Source organism: Streptomyces sp. NPDC030798 (assembly GCF_055572275.1).
In genome coordinates, this window is record NZ_JBVIDR010000008.1 from 227742 (window position 1) to 243330 (window position 15589).

The 15589-nt window shown below is 70.7% G+C and carries 13 protein-coding genes and 4 pseudogenes; 11 read left to right on the plus strand and 6 right to left on the minus strand.

Annotated elements, in window-relative coordinates; translation table 11 throughout:
* Together ACZ404_RS20240 and ACZ404_RS20245 are read left to right on the plus strand one after the other, a co-directional pair.
* A pseudogene (locus tag ACZ404_RS20240) lies at positions 1-302 on the plus strand (chaplin); the annotation flags it as partial.
* Between the two features lie 229 nt (positions 303-531).
* Positions 532-774, plus strand: a complete 243-nt coding sequence (locus tag ACZ404_RS20245) for an acyl carrier protein (RefSeq protein WP_468441739.1) — start codon at positions 532-534, stop codon at positions 772-774.
* A 72-nt stretch (positions 775-846) separates the two neighbouring features.
* On the opposite strand, the gene ACZ404_RS20250 is transcribed toward ACZ404_RS20245, so the two are convergent.
* Both ACZ404_RS20250 and ACZ404_RS20255 read right to left on the minus strand, forming a co-directional pair.
* The gene (locus ACZ404_RS20250; RefSeq protein WP_468441741.1) at positions 847-1941 is read right to left on the minus strand and encodes a hypothetical protein; all 1095 of its coding nucleotides are present in this window, start codon (positions 1939-1941) and stop codon (positions 847-849) included.
* A gap of 204 nt (positions 1942-2145) precedes the next feature.
* The gene (locus ACZ404_RS20255) at positions 2146-2772 is read right to left on the minus strand and encodes a TetR/AcrR family transcriptional regulator (protein WP_468441743.1); all 627 of its coding nucleotides are present in this window, start codon (positions 2770-2772) and stop codon (positions 2146-2148) included.
* 157 nt (positions 2773-2929) lie between these two features.
* Here ACZ404_RS20255 and ACZ404_RS20260 point away from each other — a divergent pair, with 157 nt between their 5' ends.
* The 3 genes from ACZ404_RS20260 to msrA all read left to right on the plus strand — a co-directional run bounded on the left by ACZ404_RS20260 (position 2930) and on the right by msrA (position 6618).
* Complete coding sequence (locus ACZ404_RS20260) at positions 2930-5158, plus strand: MMPL family transporter (protein WP_468441745.1); 2229 nt, start codon at positions 2930-2932, stop codon at positions 5156-5158.
* Positions 5159-5235: 77 nt separating this feature from the next.
* Positions 5236-6018 (plus strand): LmeA family phospholipid-binding protein, encoded by a 783-nt coding sequence (locus ACZ404_RS20265; RefSeq protein WP_468441747.1) that lies wholly within the window; start codon positions 5236-5238, stop codon positions 6016-6018.
* Positions 6019-6096: 78 nt separating this feature from the next.
* Positions 6097-6618, plus strand: a complete 522-nt coding sequence (msrA, locus tag ACZ404_RS20270) for a peptide-methionine (S)-S-oxide reductase MsrA (protein ID WP_468441749.1) — start codon at positions 6097-6099, stop codon at positions 6616-6618.
* Positions 6619-6758: 140 nt separating this feature from the next.
* Here the strand turns inward: msrA and ACZ404_RS20275 are convergent.
* A pseudogene (locus ACZ404_RS20275) lies at positions 6759-7841 on the minus strand (arabinofuranosidase catalytic domain-containing protein); the annotation flags it as partial.
* 372 nt (positions 7842-8213) lie between these two features.
* Between ACZ404_RS20275 and ACZ404_RS20280 the strand changes: the two are divergent.
* The 3 genes from ACZ404_RS20280 to ACZ404_RS20290 all read left to right on the plus strand — a co-directional run bounded on the left by ACZ404_RS20280 (position 8214) and on the right by ACZ404_RS20290 (position 11260).
* Entirely contained in the window at positions 8214-9386 is a 1173-nt protein-coding gene (locus tag ACZ404_RS20280; protein WP_468441751.1) for an abortive phage infection protein, read from the plus strand.
* Between the two features lie 251 nt (positions 9387-9637).
* The gene (locus tag ACZ404_RS20285) at positions 9638-10456 is read left to right on the plus strand and encodes a transglutaminase domain-containing protein (protein WP_468441753.1); all 819 of its coding nucleotides are present in this window, start codon (positions 9638-9640) and stop codon (positions 10454-10456) included.
* 201 nt (positions 10457-10657) lie between these two features.
* Positions 10658-11260 (plus strand): DUF6082 family protein, encoded by a 603-nt coding sequence (locus ACZ404_RS20290; RefSeq protein ID WP_468441755.1) that lies wholly within the window; start codon positions 10658-10660, stop codon positions 11258-11260.
* A gap of 40 nt (positions 11261-11300) precedes the next feature.
* Here ACZ404_RS20290 and ACZ404_RS20295 read toward each other — a convergent pair.
* Positions 11301-11423 (minus strand): annotated as a pseudogene (locus ACZ404_RS20295) (ketoreductase); the annotation flags it as partial.
* A 164-nt stretch (positions 11424-11587) separates the two neighbouring features.
* On the opposite strand from ACZ404_RS20295, the gene ACZ404_RS20300 reads away from it, so the two are divergent.
* From ACZ404_RS20300 to ACZ404_RS20310, 3 genes and pseudogenes are all read left to right on the plus strand, one after another.
* Positions 11588-12046, plus strand: coding sequence for a MarR family winged helix-turn-helix transcriptional regulator (locus ACZ404_RS20300; RefSeq protein WP_468441757.1), 459 nt, complete (start codon positions 11588-11590; stop codon positions 12044-12046).
* A gap of 26 nt (positions 12047-12072) precedes the next feature.
* Entirely contained in the window at positions 12073-13842 is a 1770-nt protein-coding gene (locus ACZ404_RS20305; RefSeq protein WP_468441759.1) for an MFS transporter, read from the plus strand.
* A 60-nt stretch (positions 13843-13902) separates the two neighbouring features.
* Positions 13903-14061, plus strand: a pseudogene (locus tag ACZ404_RS20310) (helix-turn-helix domain-containing protein); the annotation flags it as partial.
* Between the two features lie 319 nt (positions 14062-14380).
* Here ACZ404_RS20310 and ACZ404_RS20315 read toward each other — a convergent pair.
* Entirely contained in the window at positions 14381-15160 is a 780-nt protein-coding gene (locus ACZ404_RS20315; protein ID WP_468441761.1) for an SDR family NAD(P)-dependent oxidoreductase, read from the minus strand.
* A gap of 193 nt (positions 15161-15353) precedes the next feature.
* Positions 15354-15533, minus strand: a complete 180-nt coding sequence (locus ACZ404_RS20320; protein ID WP_468441763.1) for a hypothetical protein — start codon at positions 15531-15533, stop codon at positions 15354-15356.
* Positions 15534-15589: the final 56 nt, after the last annotated feature.

Below are 15589 nucleotides of genomic sequence, written 5' to 3' on the forward strand. Positions count from 1 at the left end.
CGGAGAAGCCGTCGTACCCGGAGAAGCCTGCGTACCCGAAGAGGCCCTCGTACCCGGAGAAGCCGTCGTATCCGGAGAAGCCGTCGTATCCGGAGAAGCCCTCGTACCCCGAGAAGCCGTCGTACCCGGAGAAGCCTTCGTACCCGGAGAAGCCCTCGTACCCCGAGAAGCCGTCGTACCCCGAGAAGCCTTCGTATCCGGAGAAGCCCTCCTACCCGGAAAAACCTCAGTACCCGACGAAGCCGCAGCACAAGCACGAAAAGTCCGAGCACAAGGACGGGCACGGCTCGGAGGAGTGGTGAGCAGCTGAGCCACGGGTAAGGAGCGAGTTTCGACGCGCGCGCGGAGCGTTCTCCTGGCGGCGGCGGGACCGGACCCGGTCGGCCGGACCATGGTCGTGGCGTTCGACGGCACGGCCATCCGGCGACGAGCGGGTCCGGTCGCACCCGCCACGACGATCAATGGCCGTTTCAGCCGGCGAAACGGTGATACCCGGCACCTGTCCCGTCAAGGACTAGTCCGGGAGGACCCATGGCCACAGGTGAGACCGGATTCAGCGACGTCGTCTTCGACCTGATTTCCGTGCAGTACCACTCCCTGAAAGCAGGACACGACTACGGCCAGTACGTGCGCGACGCGGAGAACGCGGACCAGAAGGAGATCGCGGATTTCTTCCGCAGCGTCATGGAGCAGGACTCCGAACGCGCGGCCCGCTGTCACCAGTTCCTGCGCCACCTGTCCGGCACCGAGGCCGCGGGCCCGGCCGTCGACTGACGACGGCCGAGGCCGCGCGCTGCAGCCGTACGGCAGTACCACGCGTGCAGCGGACGGGGCCGCCCGTCCGCATCACGCGATCGACGGGTCTGACTCCTCCTGGACGGTCCAGGTGACACCGTCCGGGAGGGCCTCGCTCGCCTCTCCCAGGCCGCGCAGCGAGAAGACGACCACGGAGGCCGCGGCCAGGGCGCACAGGAGCCAGTCGAGCGCCCAGTGGAGCCCGTCCGGGCCGACGTAGAGGACGGGCGTGGCGATCAGCGCGGCGAGCAGCGCCCCGCCGAGTATGCGCATGTGCACGGGCCCGGAGAACTTGGCGGTGCGGGCGAGCCGCCGCACAGGCCGGTCGGACACGGCAGGACGGCCGGTGCCGGTGAGGTACGGCCGCGCTTCGTCCGGATCCGTGAGCCCCATGACCATCTCACCGGTGTCGGCGACGAACGCCGCCGGCAACTCCTCGTCGATCAGCTTCCACCGCTCCGGCCAGCACAGCCAGCCCTCCTGGCCCCCGAGGCGGACGGCCGCGCTGCCCGCCTCCCTGGGAGAGGCCGCGAACTTGATCTCCCGGCCCCCGGCCCGCAGAACGAGCCAGTGGAACTGCGTGACGCTCAGCTCGCCCGGCTTGTCACCGCGCTTGCTGTACCGCATCCGGACGGGCTCCCCGACCCGCACCCGCACGCCGTGCAGCTCGCCCCGCCCGGCATCCTCCGCAAGCACCCGCAACTTGCCGCGGACGCCGGCGTCACTCACCCGGCGCCGCGCGAAAAGCAGTGTCTTCACCGTCAGGACGAAGGCGACGACGATCAGCACCCCGGAGAGCACTCCGCCCGAGCCGGCGGCCAGCCGGGTGAGCACGAGCGGCGTCAGAAGCAGCAGGACGGCACCGGTCGTACGGCCCACGTCACGTGCGGGGAGCGGAAGGCGGCGGGGGAGCGGAGGCACCGAGGACCCCTGCGTCGCGGCGGAGGGCGCCGGACCCAGCGGCGGCGCCGCCCGGCAGGCGAGCGCCCAGGCGCCGGCGGTGACAGCGGCCGCAGCGAGGGCCGCGAGTATGTCCCAGCGCGGGGCCGGGGCGTCGTAGCGCAGGAAGACCAGGGACAGTGCGACGGCGGCGCAGGCCAGGGCAGCGCCGCCGAAAGCGCGCGTGAACAGCGTGGAGCGTCGCATGGGCGTCCTTCACCGGGAGGTTGGAGCCGGGGTGGGGGACACCGTCTCGAGGCCTGATGGGGTACGAGCCGACGCCTGCCCCACGAGATGCGGCGAACTCGCGGCGAGCGAACAGCCGTACAGGCACACCATTTTCTTACATGATCCGCAGCGAAGTAAAGACGCGTCGACGCCGCCGCCCTGAAGGGCCGTCGGCCCGGGCCGTCACTGTCGCCGCTCGCCGGTGCCGATCTCGCGCAGGATCTCGAACGCCCGCAGCAGAGGTGCCGGGCCCGTCTCGGTGAGGCCGGACGCACGGCGGGCCCGGCGCGTGCGCAGCACGGCGCGCACCGCGGACAGGGCCGCACCGGCGGTCACGGCCGCCCTGAGGTCGGCGTCGGGCGTGTCCGCCGGCAGCCTGCCCCGCACCAGGGCGGTGAGCCGCTCCTCGAACTCGGCGAACTCCTGCACGAGACGGGTCGTGACGACGTTCTCGATGTCCTCGAGCGGATGGCCGAGGGCGGTCAGAGTGGAGGCCGCGAACGGCTCGGCAGCGGCCAGCAGCGCGTTGCACACCGCCTCCAGGGGCTCCTCGTCCGCCGGACGCCCGGCCAGGGCGTTCTCGACGTAGGCGAAGATCTGCACCCCGTCCGGCAGCAGCAGCGCTTCCTTGCTGTCGAAGTACCGGAAGAACGTGCGCACCGAGACGTTCGCGTACGCGGCGATGTCCGCGACCGTGGTGGCCTCGAAACCGCGCTCCTTGAACAGACGCGCGGCTCCCTCCAGCAGCAGGCGCCGAGTCTCCTCCTTCTTCCGTTCGCGCAGTCCGGCGGGGGCGTTCTCACTCGGCATGGCCCGAGCCTCCGCCATGCGTGTCGCGACTGTCAATTGACACGCGTGCCACCACCGAGCCGCCTTCCTGTAAATCTGTCATGCATGCCAATTGTCATCCATGCCACTTCTTCTCTAGAGTGCGTGTCACTCGTGACACTTCCTCTTGGAGACGACGGTGCCCAGCCCCTCGCACAACCCCTCAGTGCCGGCCCCCGCGCGCGCGGACGCCCCACCCCCCACCGACCCTGCGGCAGGGGCTGAGGCCCAGGCGCCCGGCGGACTGGGCCGGCTCGGCCGCATCGGCGGCTTCAGCGCGAGGCACCCCGCCGCCGTCATCGCCGCATGGCTGCTGATCCTCCTGGCGGCCCTGGTCGGCAGGCACGTCGCCGCGCCCACCTTCAGCGACCAGGTCAGCCTGCCCGGCACCGCCTCCCACACCGGCGCCGACCTGCTCGCCACCTCCATGCCCGCGGCCGGCCGGCCGAGTGGCAAGGTCGTCTTCCACACCGACTCCGGCGCCCTCGCGGACCACCGGTCGGCGCTCGACGACACCCTGGCCGACCTGCGCGGCCTGCCGCACGTGACCGCTGCCTCCACGCTCGTCACCAGCGACGACGGACGCACCGCCTACACCACCGTCTCCTTCGACGAGCAGCTGAAGAACCTGGGTCACGACTACACCGCGCGCCTCGACACAGCGACGAAGCCGGCCCGCGCGGCCGGAGTCGGCGTCGCCTACGGCGGCGACCTCGACCAGGTGGTCAGGGAACCCGCCGACGACAAACTGAGCGAGGGCGTGGGCGTCGTCACCGCCCTGGTCATCCTGCTGCTCTCCTTCGGCAGCGTCCTCGCCGCTCTGCTGCCGCTGACCACCGCCCTGATCAGCGTCGGTGTCGGACTGGGCGTCGTGGGCATCGTCGCGACCACCGTCTCCTTCGCGACCTCCGCCACCACCCTCGCCGGCATGATCGGCCTGGGCGTGGGCATCGACTACGCCCTGTTCCTCACCACGCGCTTCCGCCAGGACCTCCTCGACGGACGGGATCCGGTCGACGCCGCGGCCCGTACGGCACACACCAGCGGACGCGCGGTCCTCATCGCCGCCCTCACCGTCGCCGTCGCCATGCTCAGCCTCTACGGGTGCGGGCTGACCTTCATCGGCAAGATCGGGCTGGCGGCCACGCTCGCCGTCGTCGTCACGGCCGCTGCCGCCCTCACCCTGGTGCCGGCGGCCCTGGGCCTGGTGGGCAGGCGCATCGACCGGCTCCGGCTGCGCCGCCCCGTCGCGGAGAGCACCGGAGCGCACGACGGCTGGCACCGCTACGCCGGACTGGTCTCCCGCCGCCCCTGGACGTTCCTGCTCATCGGCCTGACCGTCCTCGGCGTGTGTTCCGTGCCGCTGCTGTCGATGCGCCTGGGCCACGTCGACGCCGGCGCGGACCGCCCCGGCAGCAGCACGCGTACGGCGTACGACTGGATCGCGCACGTCCACGGACAGGGCTTCGGAGCCGGCGCGAACGGCCCGATCCTCGCGGTGGTCGACGTGAGCGGAGCGGACACGCCCGCCGGCCAGGTCTCCGACGACGTGACCGCGGCACTGAAGAACACCCACGGCGTGGCGTCGTTCACCCCGCTCCGGCCGAGCCCCGACGGAAAGATCCTCGTCACCACGGTCACCCCCACCACAGGCCCCCAGGACGCGGCCACCGGCACCCTCCTCGACACCCTCACCGGCCGGACACTGCCGAAGGCCCTCGACGGCACGGGCGCCGAGGCGTATCTCACCGGCAGCGTGGCGGGTCAGGCCGATTTCCGCGACACGCTCGGCCGGCGTCTGCCGATCGTCATCGGCATCGTCCTGCTGCTCGCCTTCCTCCTGCTCATGACGGTCTTCCGCAGCGTGGTGATCCCGCTCAAGGCCGTGGTCCTCAACCTGTTCACCACGGCCGCGTCCTACGGCGTGCTCGTCGCGGTGTTCCAGTGGGGCTGGGGCGACTCACTGCTGGGGCTGTCCGAACCGGTGCCCATCGAGTCGTACGTCCCGATGATGATGTTCGCGATCGTCTTCGGCCTCTCCATGGACTACGAGATCTTCCTGCTGTCCCGGATCGCCGAGGCCTGGCAGCGCACGGGCGACAACCGGCTGTCCGTGGGGGAGGGGCTGTCCGCGACCGCACGGGTCATCTCCGCCGCTGCCTTCATCATGACCGCCGTGTTCCTGTCCTTCACCGCCTCGCCGACCGTCGTCGTGAAGATGCTGGCCCTGGGACTGGCGATCAGCGTGATCGTCGACGCCACGGTGGTCCGCCTGGTCCTGGTGCCGTCCGCCATGTTCCTGATGGGCAGGGCCAACTGGTGGATACCCCGCCGCCTCGACCGCTTCCTGCCGCGCGTGCACGCCTGACACCGCCGTACCTCCTGTCCGCAGCGCCACACGACCGAACCGGAGCAGTGCCCGTGAGACCCCCCGCGACATCGCCCGTGACACGGCTTGTGCCATGGAACCGCCGCAGGCCCGGCATCCTGGCCGCGGCTGCAGCGTCACTGGCCGCGCTGACCTGTGCGACCGACCTCCTGGTCGAGCACACGACCGAGCAGCGGATCATCGCCCAGGCGACGCGCCGTCTGAAGCCCCACGGGCAGGTGCACGTCGCTCTCACCACGCCGCTCGCCGGCCTGCGCACCCTCGGTGGCCAGGTCGGCGACGTCGAGGTGAGCGCCAAAGGCGTGCGCCGCCGGCACACCGTGATGGACGTGACCGTCCACCTCGAGGACGTCACGACCGCAGGCGACAGCGCGGGCGGCACCGCGACCGCCACCGTCGGATACGACCGGCTGACCCGGCGCCTGGGCGCCCTCGGCAACGGCCTGACGGCCCGCGCCCAGGACGGCGACCTGCTCCTGGACGGAACCGTCGGCCGCCTGGGTCTGCCGGTCACCGTCCGTTGCCACCCGTCCGTGACGGCCCACGCATTCACCCTCACCCCCACCACGGTGAGCGTCCTGGGCCGCAGCGTGGCGGTCGACGACCTCTCCACCCTGCCGGCCGCCTCCGCCCTCCGGGACGGACTGCGGCCCCACACCGTGCCCGTCACCGGCCTGCCCCACGGCGTCACCCTGGCCTCGGCGCGGGCCACCGCCGAGGGTTTGGCCCTGACCTTCACGATCGCCGCGGGCCCGACACCGGGTACGGCCGACGCACCGGCCACGACGGCCACGGGGCCGCACCGGCCCTCCTGGATGGCTGCTTCGAGGGAGCCATAAGCTGGACAGCTGGATGAACGTGCAGCAGGCACGTCAACGACGGCGCCGGACAGCGGTTCGAGCACGAGGGAGCGACCGATGACAGTGGGAACCGAGCGAGCCGTACTCGCGGGCGGTTGTTTCTGGGGCATGCAGGACCTGATCCGCAAGCAGCCGGGCGTGGTGTCCACCCGCGTGGGATACAGCGGCGGTGACACGCCGAACGCCACGTACCGCAACCACGGCGACCACGCCGAGGCGATCGAGATCCTCTTCGACCCCACGGCCACGAGCTACCGCGACATCCTGGAGTTCTTCTTCCAGATCCACGATCCGACCACGAGGGACCGCCAGGGCAACGACATCGGCCGGAGCTACCGGTCCGCCATCTACTACACCGACGAGGACCAGCACCGCACCGCCGTCGACACGATCGCCGACGTCGAGGCGAGCGGTCTGTGGCCCGGAAAGGTGGTCACGGAGGTCGAGCCGGTGGGCGACTTCTGGGAGGCCGAGCCGGAACACCAGGACTACCTGGAGCGCTACCCCAACGGCTACACCTGCCACTTCCCCCGCCCGAACTGGAAGCTGCCCCGCCGTACGTCGTCGCCCACGAACTGAGCGTCCCCGCTACGGCTGTCCGCACCTGCGGACAGCCGTAGCGGGCTTGTGGGGCGTCGGGTTGAGGGTGCACGCCTTCGCGGGCGGGGAAGGCAACGCCCGCTCGGCGGTGGAGGATCTCCGGCGGGGTCCTACCTGCCGTAGCCGGCGGCCGTGATGGTGGCCTGTACGGCGCTCTCGGTGGCGTCGGAGGGGTAGCCGGACGTCATGACGCCTTCGTAGAAAGTGCCGGCGGAGCCGTGGCTGTTGTCGCCGCCGATGCCGAGGATGATGGCGCCTTCCTTCTTCATCGGGTTGTAGCCCGCGACGTTGGGACGGGTGCCGTTGTAGAAGGTCGACAGGCCGCCGGACTGGGCGTTGCCGCCGCGGATGGCCCAGTGGTTGGGGCCGCCCTTGACGACGGCGGTCAGGTAACGGTGGCTTATGGAGGGGTCGTTCGCGTTGTAGTGCTGGTTCACTCCCGAGAACAGGCCGTTCTCCAGGTCGGCCATGATCCAGGGGCCGTTGCGCGATCCGTATCCCCAGACCTTGATGTTCCCGAAGTAGATGGCCTCCATGGTGCCGTTGCCGTTGTCCCGGCTGTTGGTCTCGGCGTTGCCGTAGTCGAAGCAGCAGCCGCCGTTGTAGTGGGTGCCGTCGAGGACGGCGTACATGCCCTCCGGCTGGTCGCCCTTGGCGACACCGTTGGTGTGGTTGTTGCGGTACCCGGTGCCCGGGGCGACGTAGACACCGTAGGCCTTGTGGCCGCCGACGGTGGTCGGTGCCGCAGTGGCGTTGGCGAGGTTGTCGTAGCCGCCGGCGGCCGGCCCGGAGAACCCACCGGGGGGTGCCTGGGTGAGGCGGTTGCCGTGACCGGACTGATCGTAGATGACGGTGATGAGGCAGGTGGTACGGGCGCAGAAGGAGTCCTGGGCGGCGGCGTCGGCGTATCCGCCGGTGCTCAGGACGCCGATGTCGCGCGTGGCGTTGTCGGAGGCGCGGCGGACCTGGTAAAGCGGGCCGTTGTAGGAGGCGTACAGCGCGCGGGTCGTGCTGTGCGCCGCCACGCAGGGAGTGCCGCCGGCGGCGTAGAGATCGCACGGCAGCGAGGCGGCGGCCCGGGCGGTGGAGGCGGCCGGTGCGGCGGGTGCTGTGCCGGCGAGGACGCCGACGCTCAGCGCGGCGGTCGCCCCCGTGGCGAGCAGTGCGCGCCGCCAGGGTCGTATCCGTAATCCGATGGCCATGGGTGAGCTCCTTCGATGGTGGGGGGTGTCTCACGTGGTGGCGGTGCGCCGCATTCAGCTCTCCGTGAGCAACGTCCGGGCCTTCGTGAATGTTCGATATATCGAACTATGCTCGGAACTTCGGACTCTCAGGATGATAGGAACGGCGCCGCAAACGTCAATGCCCGTCACGTGATTCGCCGGAAGTCGACGGTCGCCGGGTCACCCGGTCGGGCAGCTCGACGCGCGGGGCACCTTTCGTCGCGTCGCCCTCGACTCCGGTCCAGCGTGTTTCCTGCCTTCGATGCCCGGCCATGGACTTTCGGCCGACACCGCCCCGCCGTCCCCCTTCCCACACTGGTGGCGACCCAGGAGGACGAAGGGGGAGACGGCATGGCAATCGGGCGGGCGCGTTTTCTGCGCATGGCTCCGGCGGCGACGGGCGCGCTGATGCTGCCGACGACCGGCGCGGCGGCGCTGAACCGGACCGCACACGGCACCCGGACACCACCGCCCCGCGGGCTGACCTATCGGAGCGTCGTCTACGAGGTGGGCGAAGGTGACACGCCGGCCACCGGCTGGAGCGCCGAGCGTACCCGGCGCGACATGGCCGCCATCCGCGACGACCTGTGCGCCGACTCGGTCAAGGTCACGGGTGACGGTGTCGAGCGGCTGACGCGGACGGCGGCCCAGGCCGTGGAACGCGGGCTCCGCGTGTGGTTGGAGCCGACCCTCGGCGACGTGCCGGAGCGGGAGATTCTCGACCACCTCGCGCAGACGGCACGCTTCGCCGAACGGCTCCGCCGCCAGGGCGCCGACGTGCACTTCAGCGTGGGGTGCGAGTTCCTGCTCTTCCTGCCCGGCATCGTGCCGGGCGACGACGTCTTCGAGAAGATCGAGAACCTGATCGCCGGAAACTACGACCCGGACCGTGCGGCCCGGCGCGTACACGACTTCACGGCACGGGCGGCCGCCGTGGCCCGGTCCCTCTTCCACGGCCCGCTCACGTACGCCGCCGCCGAGGACGAGGAGGTCGACTGGGGCCTCTTCGACATCGTCGGCATCGACTACTACGGATACCACCGGAGCCAGCCGGCCTACGTCCGGGACTTGAGGCGCCATCTGCGGCCCGGAAAGCCGCTGTCCGTCCAGGAGTTCGGCTGCTGCACCTTCGTGGGGGCGCCCCGGCAGGGAGGGATGGCCTGGACCGCGGTCGACCACCGGGCCGACCCGCCGGAACTCAAGGACGGCGTGGTCCGCAGCGAACGCACCCAAGCGGCGTACGTCACCGATGTGCTCGCCTCCTTCGAGGCCATGGGCCTGTACGCCGCGCACGCCTTCACCTTCGTCTCCCCGGACTCCCCGCACCGGCCGGACGATCCCCGCCACGACCTGGACACGGCCGGCTACGCCCTGGTGAAGCCGATCGAGGACCGCTGCGGCGGCTCCCACGGCTGGCACTGGGAGCCGAAAGCGGCCTTTCACGCACTGGCCAGGGCCTACCGCCGGGCGGCTCACTCCATGACTGCGACAGGTGCCGGCCGGCCGCGTTCCGGGCATGACTGACCCCGGGCGGCAGCCGCACGGTCCTGAACGGCGCAACTGCCATGGACCAGAACAGTGGAGCGTCGATCTGCTGGGACGGCTGTACCGCTGGATCGCCGGTGCGGCTTGCTCATCCGCTCTGTGCCCCGCCGTCTGCGCCTGTACAGAGCTTGGTGAGCCGCCGCACATCAGGCCAAGGTTGAACGTGTTCAATTTTCCTGTCACGATGACGTCCTGTCATCCGCACGGTGCGGGGCGGGAGGACCACTGTCATGACGAGTTCGCTTCTCATGCCGTACGGCCGTGTCCGTGCGGGCACGGCCGCACGCAGTACCGCCGCAGGCAGTTCGGTGCCGACACCGATCCTCGACTGGCAGCATCCGAGTGTCGCCTCGTTGCTCCGGCGCATCGACATGACGGCGGACTCCGGGGACACCTCGGACGCCGCCCACCGGACAGCGGCCCTGCGTCGGGCCCACCAGCGGATCGCGGCGGTGGTGCGGCCGGTGTACTCGGTGCGGGACGAGCGGCCCGTGTCGGAGGTGCTGCGCCGTGGCCGTGGCTCGTGCAGCCAGCGGCTGGCAGTACTGGAGGCCGTCGCGCGGGCATCCGGGGTGGCCACGCGGGTACGGGGCCTGCTGGTGGACGGCAGGTTCTGGTATCCGCGCTTCCCCCGGCTGCACCGCATGGTGCCGCACCAGGTCGTGCTCGTCTGGCCGGAGTTCCGCATCGAGGGTCTGTCGCCGACCGAGCACCCCACCGCCCCCTGGTTGACCGTCTCGGAACTCTTCGGAGACCTGCAGCAGTTGAGCCAGGATCAGGGCGGTGGTTTCACCAACGCCGGTGCGGAGACCCTGTTCGACGCCTTGGCCAGGACAGCGATCGACTGGGACGGCGCCACAGTCTGCCCGGCCACGGACGCCACCTGCGACCTCTCGGCGCACGTCCTGGCAGACCTCGGCCACTTCGACTCACGGGACGAACTCTTCGCCCGGCATGGCCAGACACTCTGCGCGATGGCGAGACTGCTGGCCGATCCGGTCCTGGGTCGCCGCTCGGCGGGCGTCCGAGGACTGTCCCACGGTGTGTGACCCATTTCCTTCCGAGTTTGCTGCGGGACTGGCCGACATGGGGCAGCTCGGACATGGAGCACCACCAACAGCGGAGCGGTGCGCTGACCCATTGATCGGCCCTCTGCGGCTTGCGACGATGTGCAGATTGCGCTCCGACTCGCAGTAGGGGGAACCGTGTGGAGTCATCGGGGTAGGTCGTCCAAGAACAATCGGCTACTTGTGGTTTTCAGCGTCCTGTCCACTCTGGGGCTCATCCTCGGGACCCCGTTCATCCTGAGTTCCCTTGCCCCCGATCATCTGGACTGGGGGCGGCTGAGCAACGTGAGTCAGACTTACGGTGCGCTGTCCGTGTTCTTCTCGGCGGCGGCACTGGCTGGAGTGGTTGCCTCGCTGTGGTATCAGGCTCGGCAGACGCACATAGCCCAGGAAGCTGCTCGGCGCGATGCTCATCGAGAGCTGATCGTCCTGGCGCTCGGCGACCCTTCCCTCCTTGCATGCTGGGAGCCGCCGTACACCGCAATGACGGCCACCCGCAGGAAGCAGATCCTGTTCACCAATCTGATCGTCACCCATTGGGAGTCCGACTTCAGACTGGGCAACCTCGGCGAGGCCGCGCTCCGAGACATGCTGGACGGCCACTTCCGGGGTGAGATCGCACGCGAGCACTGGGTGAGCGGCGGTCCTGGGTGGCGCACCTCGGCTGAGCTCTCCACCGACCCGATGCGACGCCGATTCGTGGCGATCGCTGAGGAACGCTACGCGCGTGCCATCGCCGAGAACCCGCCCGTCGCTGCCGCTGAGTACTTCGAGATCGATCAGTAGGAGCGAGGCTGCTGGAGCACTACGGAGCCTTGGACTTCGGGTTGACCAGCACGTCCAATCGGCCGTGTGTCTCCAGCACGGCCCGGATGATCCGATCCGGCCCGCCCTCGGCGGTGATGTCGCCGGCCAGCGGCGTGATTCGGTCGTGCCCGGCCGCGGTCTCCGGGCGGTAGCCACCCCCGTGGCCACGGGGGCACAGTGACGCCGAGTTGGCGGGTCGCGGCTGTCCGGCCAGGCGTCACCAACGCCGCCAACAGGGCGAGTGAAAGAGGCCGTTCATTTTGCGAGATGCATAAAGGATTCATATAAATCAGCTATGCTTCAGGCATGAGTCGCCGAGACGCCGCGTACGACGCTTCCGCTGCCATCGGGTCAGCCCTCTACGGCCTGGCCACCAGGGCCGTGAGACGCCTTCCCCGCGACATGAGCCTGACGTCCGCCGCCACCTTGGCCACCCTGGACAAGACCGGCCCGCGACGGATCACCGATCTGGCGGCGGCCGAGGGCGTCACCCAGCCCGCGATGACCGTCCTGGTCCGGGTGATGGAGGAATCCGGGCTGGTCGAGCGGAAGGGCGACCCCTCCGACAAGCGGGTCACACTGGTGTGCCTGACCGAGGCCGGCGCGTCGTACGTCCGGACGCGACGCCAGGCGGGCGTCGACGCGTACGCGCGGTTGATCGACGAACTCACCGGTGACGAGGTCGAGGCCTTGGCAGCAGCCCTTCCGGCGCTGCTGCATCTGGCAGAGCTCGAAAGCCGGGCCCGAGAGGAGTCGGACCGGTGACCGGGGCCCAGGCTCATGACCAGCCCATGAGCGCTGCCCCGATACGTTCCGAGGGTCGTCTGCTGGTGCCCGCCCTGATGTTCATCGCCCTGGTCGTGGCGGCGGTCGCCAGTCTCGGGACGCCGCTCATCACCAGCGTGGCGACCACGTTCCACGTCTCCCTCGACAGCGCGCAGTGGACGCTGACCATCGCCCTGTTCAGCGGCGCCGTCGCCACACCCGTCCTCGGTCGGCTCGGTGCCGGTCCGCACCGGCGGGCCGCGATTCTCGCCACGCTGGCGGTCGTCGTCGTCGGCAGCGCGCTCACCGTGCTGCCGCTTCCGTTCGCCTGGCTGCTCGTGGGCAGAGCGGCCCAAGGCGTCGGACTCGGTCTCACGGCGCTGATGATGGGTGTGGCCCGCGACCATCTTCCCGAGGAGCGCAGCGCGGCCACGATCGCCCTGATCTCAGTGGTCTCCATCATCGGAGCCGGCGTCGGCTACCCGCTGGCCGCGCTGCTCGCCGAGTTCGGCGGACTGCGGGCCGCCTACGGCCTCGGCCTGCTCGTCACCGCCCTGGCCTTCGTGACCGCGTGGCGCTCCGTGCCCGCGGCTCCCGAAGGCCGCGCCGCTCCCGTGAACGTGGCCGGTGCGCTCCTCCTGGCGGGTGGACTGCTCCTCGTCCTGTACCTGGCCGGCGAGAGGAGCCTGTGGAGCCGACACCTCGCCGTGGCGGTGACCCTTGCCGTCGCCGCCGTACTCCTGCTCTGCGTCTGGACCGTTTCCGAACTGCGAACCGAGACGCCCCTGGTCGACGTCCGGGCGGTACGGCACCCGGCGGTCGCCGGGGCGAACATCGCCATGTTCGTCGGCGGGAGCGGCATGTACCTCCTGCTCACGCTCATCACCCGCTACGCGCAGACGCCGCGCAGCGCCGGCTACGGCTTCGGACTGACCACCTTCGTGGCGGGGCTGGTCCTCATCCCGTTCTCCGTGCTGGGGTTCGTCGCCGGCAAGCTCACGCCGCGGGTCCGCGAACGGATCGACGGCCCCCTGGTCCTGGCCGGCAGCGCCGTCATCGTCGGCGGCGGGTTCGTCCTGTTCGCCACCGCCCGGTCCAACCTGGCCGAACTGCTCGCGGCCATGGGCGTGCTGGGCTTCGGCGTCGGCAGCTTCTCGGCCGCCATGCCCGGCGTCATCCTGGCCGTCACCCTCAGGAGCGAGACGTCGAGCGCCATGAGCTTCAACTACGTCGTCCGCAGCGTCGGGTACTCCCTGGGCAGCGCCATCGGCGGTCTGGTCCTGGCCGTCGGCACCGCCACGGGCCGCCTCTTCCCGAACGACGACGCCTACACGACCGCGGCGCTGGTAGGCGTCGCTGCGATGGCGATCACGACGATGGCCGGCCTGGCCCTCGCCCGCCGAAGCTCACCCGAGACCGATCCGATCACAGCCCCAGTCGGTGTGCCGGGCCTGGGCCGGTCGAGTCGAACCGGAACATCAATTCCGAACACAGGAGGTACCGTGGCCAAGGGCTATTGGGTCAGCGTCTACCGCACCATTGCGGACCCCGAGAAGCTGGCTGCCTACAACAAGCTGGCTGGTCCAGCAGTCAAGGCCGCGGGCGGGCGGCCGATCGTCCGCGGCGGCCGGGTCGTCGCACACGACGCCGGAATCGCCGAGCGCACCGTCCTGGTCGAGTTCGACAGCTTCGAACAGGCGGTCGCCGCACATGCGAGTGCGGCCTACCAGGAGGCGCTGGCCGCACTTGCCGACGGCGTCGAGCGCGACTTCCGCATCGTCGAAGGCCTCGGCTGACGCTCGAGGCTGCGTCGGCGACGAGGACGAAGCCGACTGCGGGACGGCCGCGGCGCCGCGATGCGCAGCGACGCGGAGCGCAACCGAGGGCGGATCATCGCCGCCGCGCGGACGGTCTTCGGGCGGGACGGCCTACACGCCTCCATGGCCTCGGTGGCGCGGGAGATCGGAGTCGGGATCGCCACCCTCTTCCGCCACTTCCCCCGCAAGGAGGACCTGCTCGCCGCGGTCTTCGCCGACCGCATGAAGGCGTACGTGCGGGCGACGGACGCGGCCCTGGCCGACCCGGACCCGCGGCCCGCTGCCGGATCCGCCGGAAGACGCTGCGCTGTACGAGGCCATGCGCCGCGCCAGCCGGAGCGCCACCGCCCCCGAGCCCGGAAAGCGACGCCGAACCAGCGACCGGTGGGAGCGGGCGACCGCGGTGAGGCAGCCGCCTGGGCCCTTTCCGAGCCGGTCGCGGCCGGCCCGGACATGCTGGACAACCAGATTTCCGGCGGAGGGCTTCCCCGGACCCGGCCGTCCGGGGGAGTCGCGGTCAGTCGGCCCGGTAGCGGGAGGCGAGTTCGGGGCTCTGTCCGCCGAATGCGGCGAGGTCGGCCTCGAAGACCGCGTCGAGGAGCCCTGCGTCCTCGACGCCGGGGGCGCAGACGACCTCGCCGAGTTCGAGGCCGCGCAGCCCGGCGGTGACGACGTCCTCGGCGCTCATGCGCGGCACGGCACTCAGGTCGAGGCCCTGACGCGTGTGGAACTCGGTGGCGACGACACCGGGGCACAGCGCCTGGACCTGGACGCCGGTGCCTTCCAGTTCGGCGCCGAGGGTCTGTGACATGGCCACGAGGTGGGCCAGCGCGCCGGCGTAGACGGCGCGGCGGGGCATGACGGACTTGTCGGCGGGGCCGCTGAAAGCGATCATCCCGGCCACGTTGATGATCTTTCCGTCGCCGCGTTCCTGCATCCCGGCGACGGCGGCGCGAGTGAGCATGGTGGGGGCGACGACCTTGACGTGGACGAGCTCGCGGGCCTTGTCGGCGGGCAGTTGGGCCAGCGGCATGTAGTGGGCGACGCCGGCGTTGTTGACGAGCATGGTCAGCGGCTCGGCAGCGCACATCTCGGCGACGGTCTCGACGCCGACGTCAGTGGACAGGTCGGCGGCGACGATCCGGACCGTGACCTCGGGGTGGGCGGCGGCGAACTCCTCGAGGCGGTCGTTGTTGCGGCCGACGATGATCAGGTCGTGGCCGTCGGCGGCGAGGCGTTCGGCGAATGCCTTGCCGATGCCGGAGGTGGCGCCGGTGACGAGGGCGAGCTTGCTCATGAGTGCTGTTCCTTTTCGGGGGTCGGCCGACGTGGCCGGGATGAGGGGGCTCTCATGGAGCCAGGTGCGCTCGGCGCGGTACTGCCCGGCGACGGCGTCGGGCCGGTCGCCACCGAGGTCGATGCGGTGCGGGAACCGGGAGAGCCCGCGGGCGCCGGCCAGGCCCGACCGGCGTCCAGCGTCAGCTCGGTGGTCAGTTCGGCGATCTCCCGATCGCGGCCTGGTTCATCATCAGCCGCCCGTTGTTGAGCAGCTCCGCCGTCTGTCCCGCGCCGGCCTCGCCCAGATGCACCACGTGGCGGGAGACGGAACTGACCGGTGCGTCCGGCACCGTCTGGTCGGCCACCTGCGGGACATCGGCGTCGGCGCGCACGCACAAGCAGGCAGGCCCTGCTCCACCCGGTTCGATGAACCCCACGACAGGTCGTG

Coding starts and splice junctions, on each gene's coding strand:
- ACZ404_RS20245 (WP_468441739.1), top strand. CDS start 532: ATGGCCACAGGTGAGACCGGATTCAGCGACGTCGTCTTCGACCTGATT.
- ACZ404_RS20250 (WP_468441741.1), bottom strand. CDS start 1,941: ATGCGACGCTCCACGCTGTTCACGCGCGCTTTCGGCGGCGCTGCCCTG.
- ACZ404_RS20255 (WP_468441743.1), bottom strand. CDS start 2,772: ATGCCGAGTGAGAACGCCCCCGCCGGACTGCGCGAACGGAAGAAGGAG.
- msrA (WP_468441749.1), top strand. CDS start 6,097: ATGACAGTGGGAACCGAGCGAGCCGTACTCGCGGGCGGTTGTTTCTGG.
- ACZ404_RS20280 (WP_468441751.1), top strand. CDS start 8,214: ATGGCAATCGGGCGGGCGCGTTTTCTGCGCATGGCTCCGGCGGCGACG.
- ACZ404_RS20285 (WP_468441753.1), top strand. CDS start 9,638: ATGACGAGTTCGCTTCTCATGCCGTACGGCCGTGTCCGTGCGGGCACG.
- ACZ404_RS20300 (WP_468441757.1), top strand. CDS start 11,588: ATGAGTCGCCGAGACGCCGCGTACGACGCTTCCGCTGCCATCGGGTCA.
- ACZ404_RS20305 (WP_468441759.1), top strand. CDS start 12,073: ATGAGCGCTGCCCCGATACGTTCCGAGGGTCGTCTGCTGGTGCCCGCC.
- ACZ404_RS20315 (WP_468441761.1), bottom strand. CDS start 15,160: ATGAGCAAGCTCGCCCTCGTCACCGGCGCCACCTCCGGCATCGGCAAG.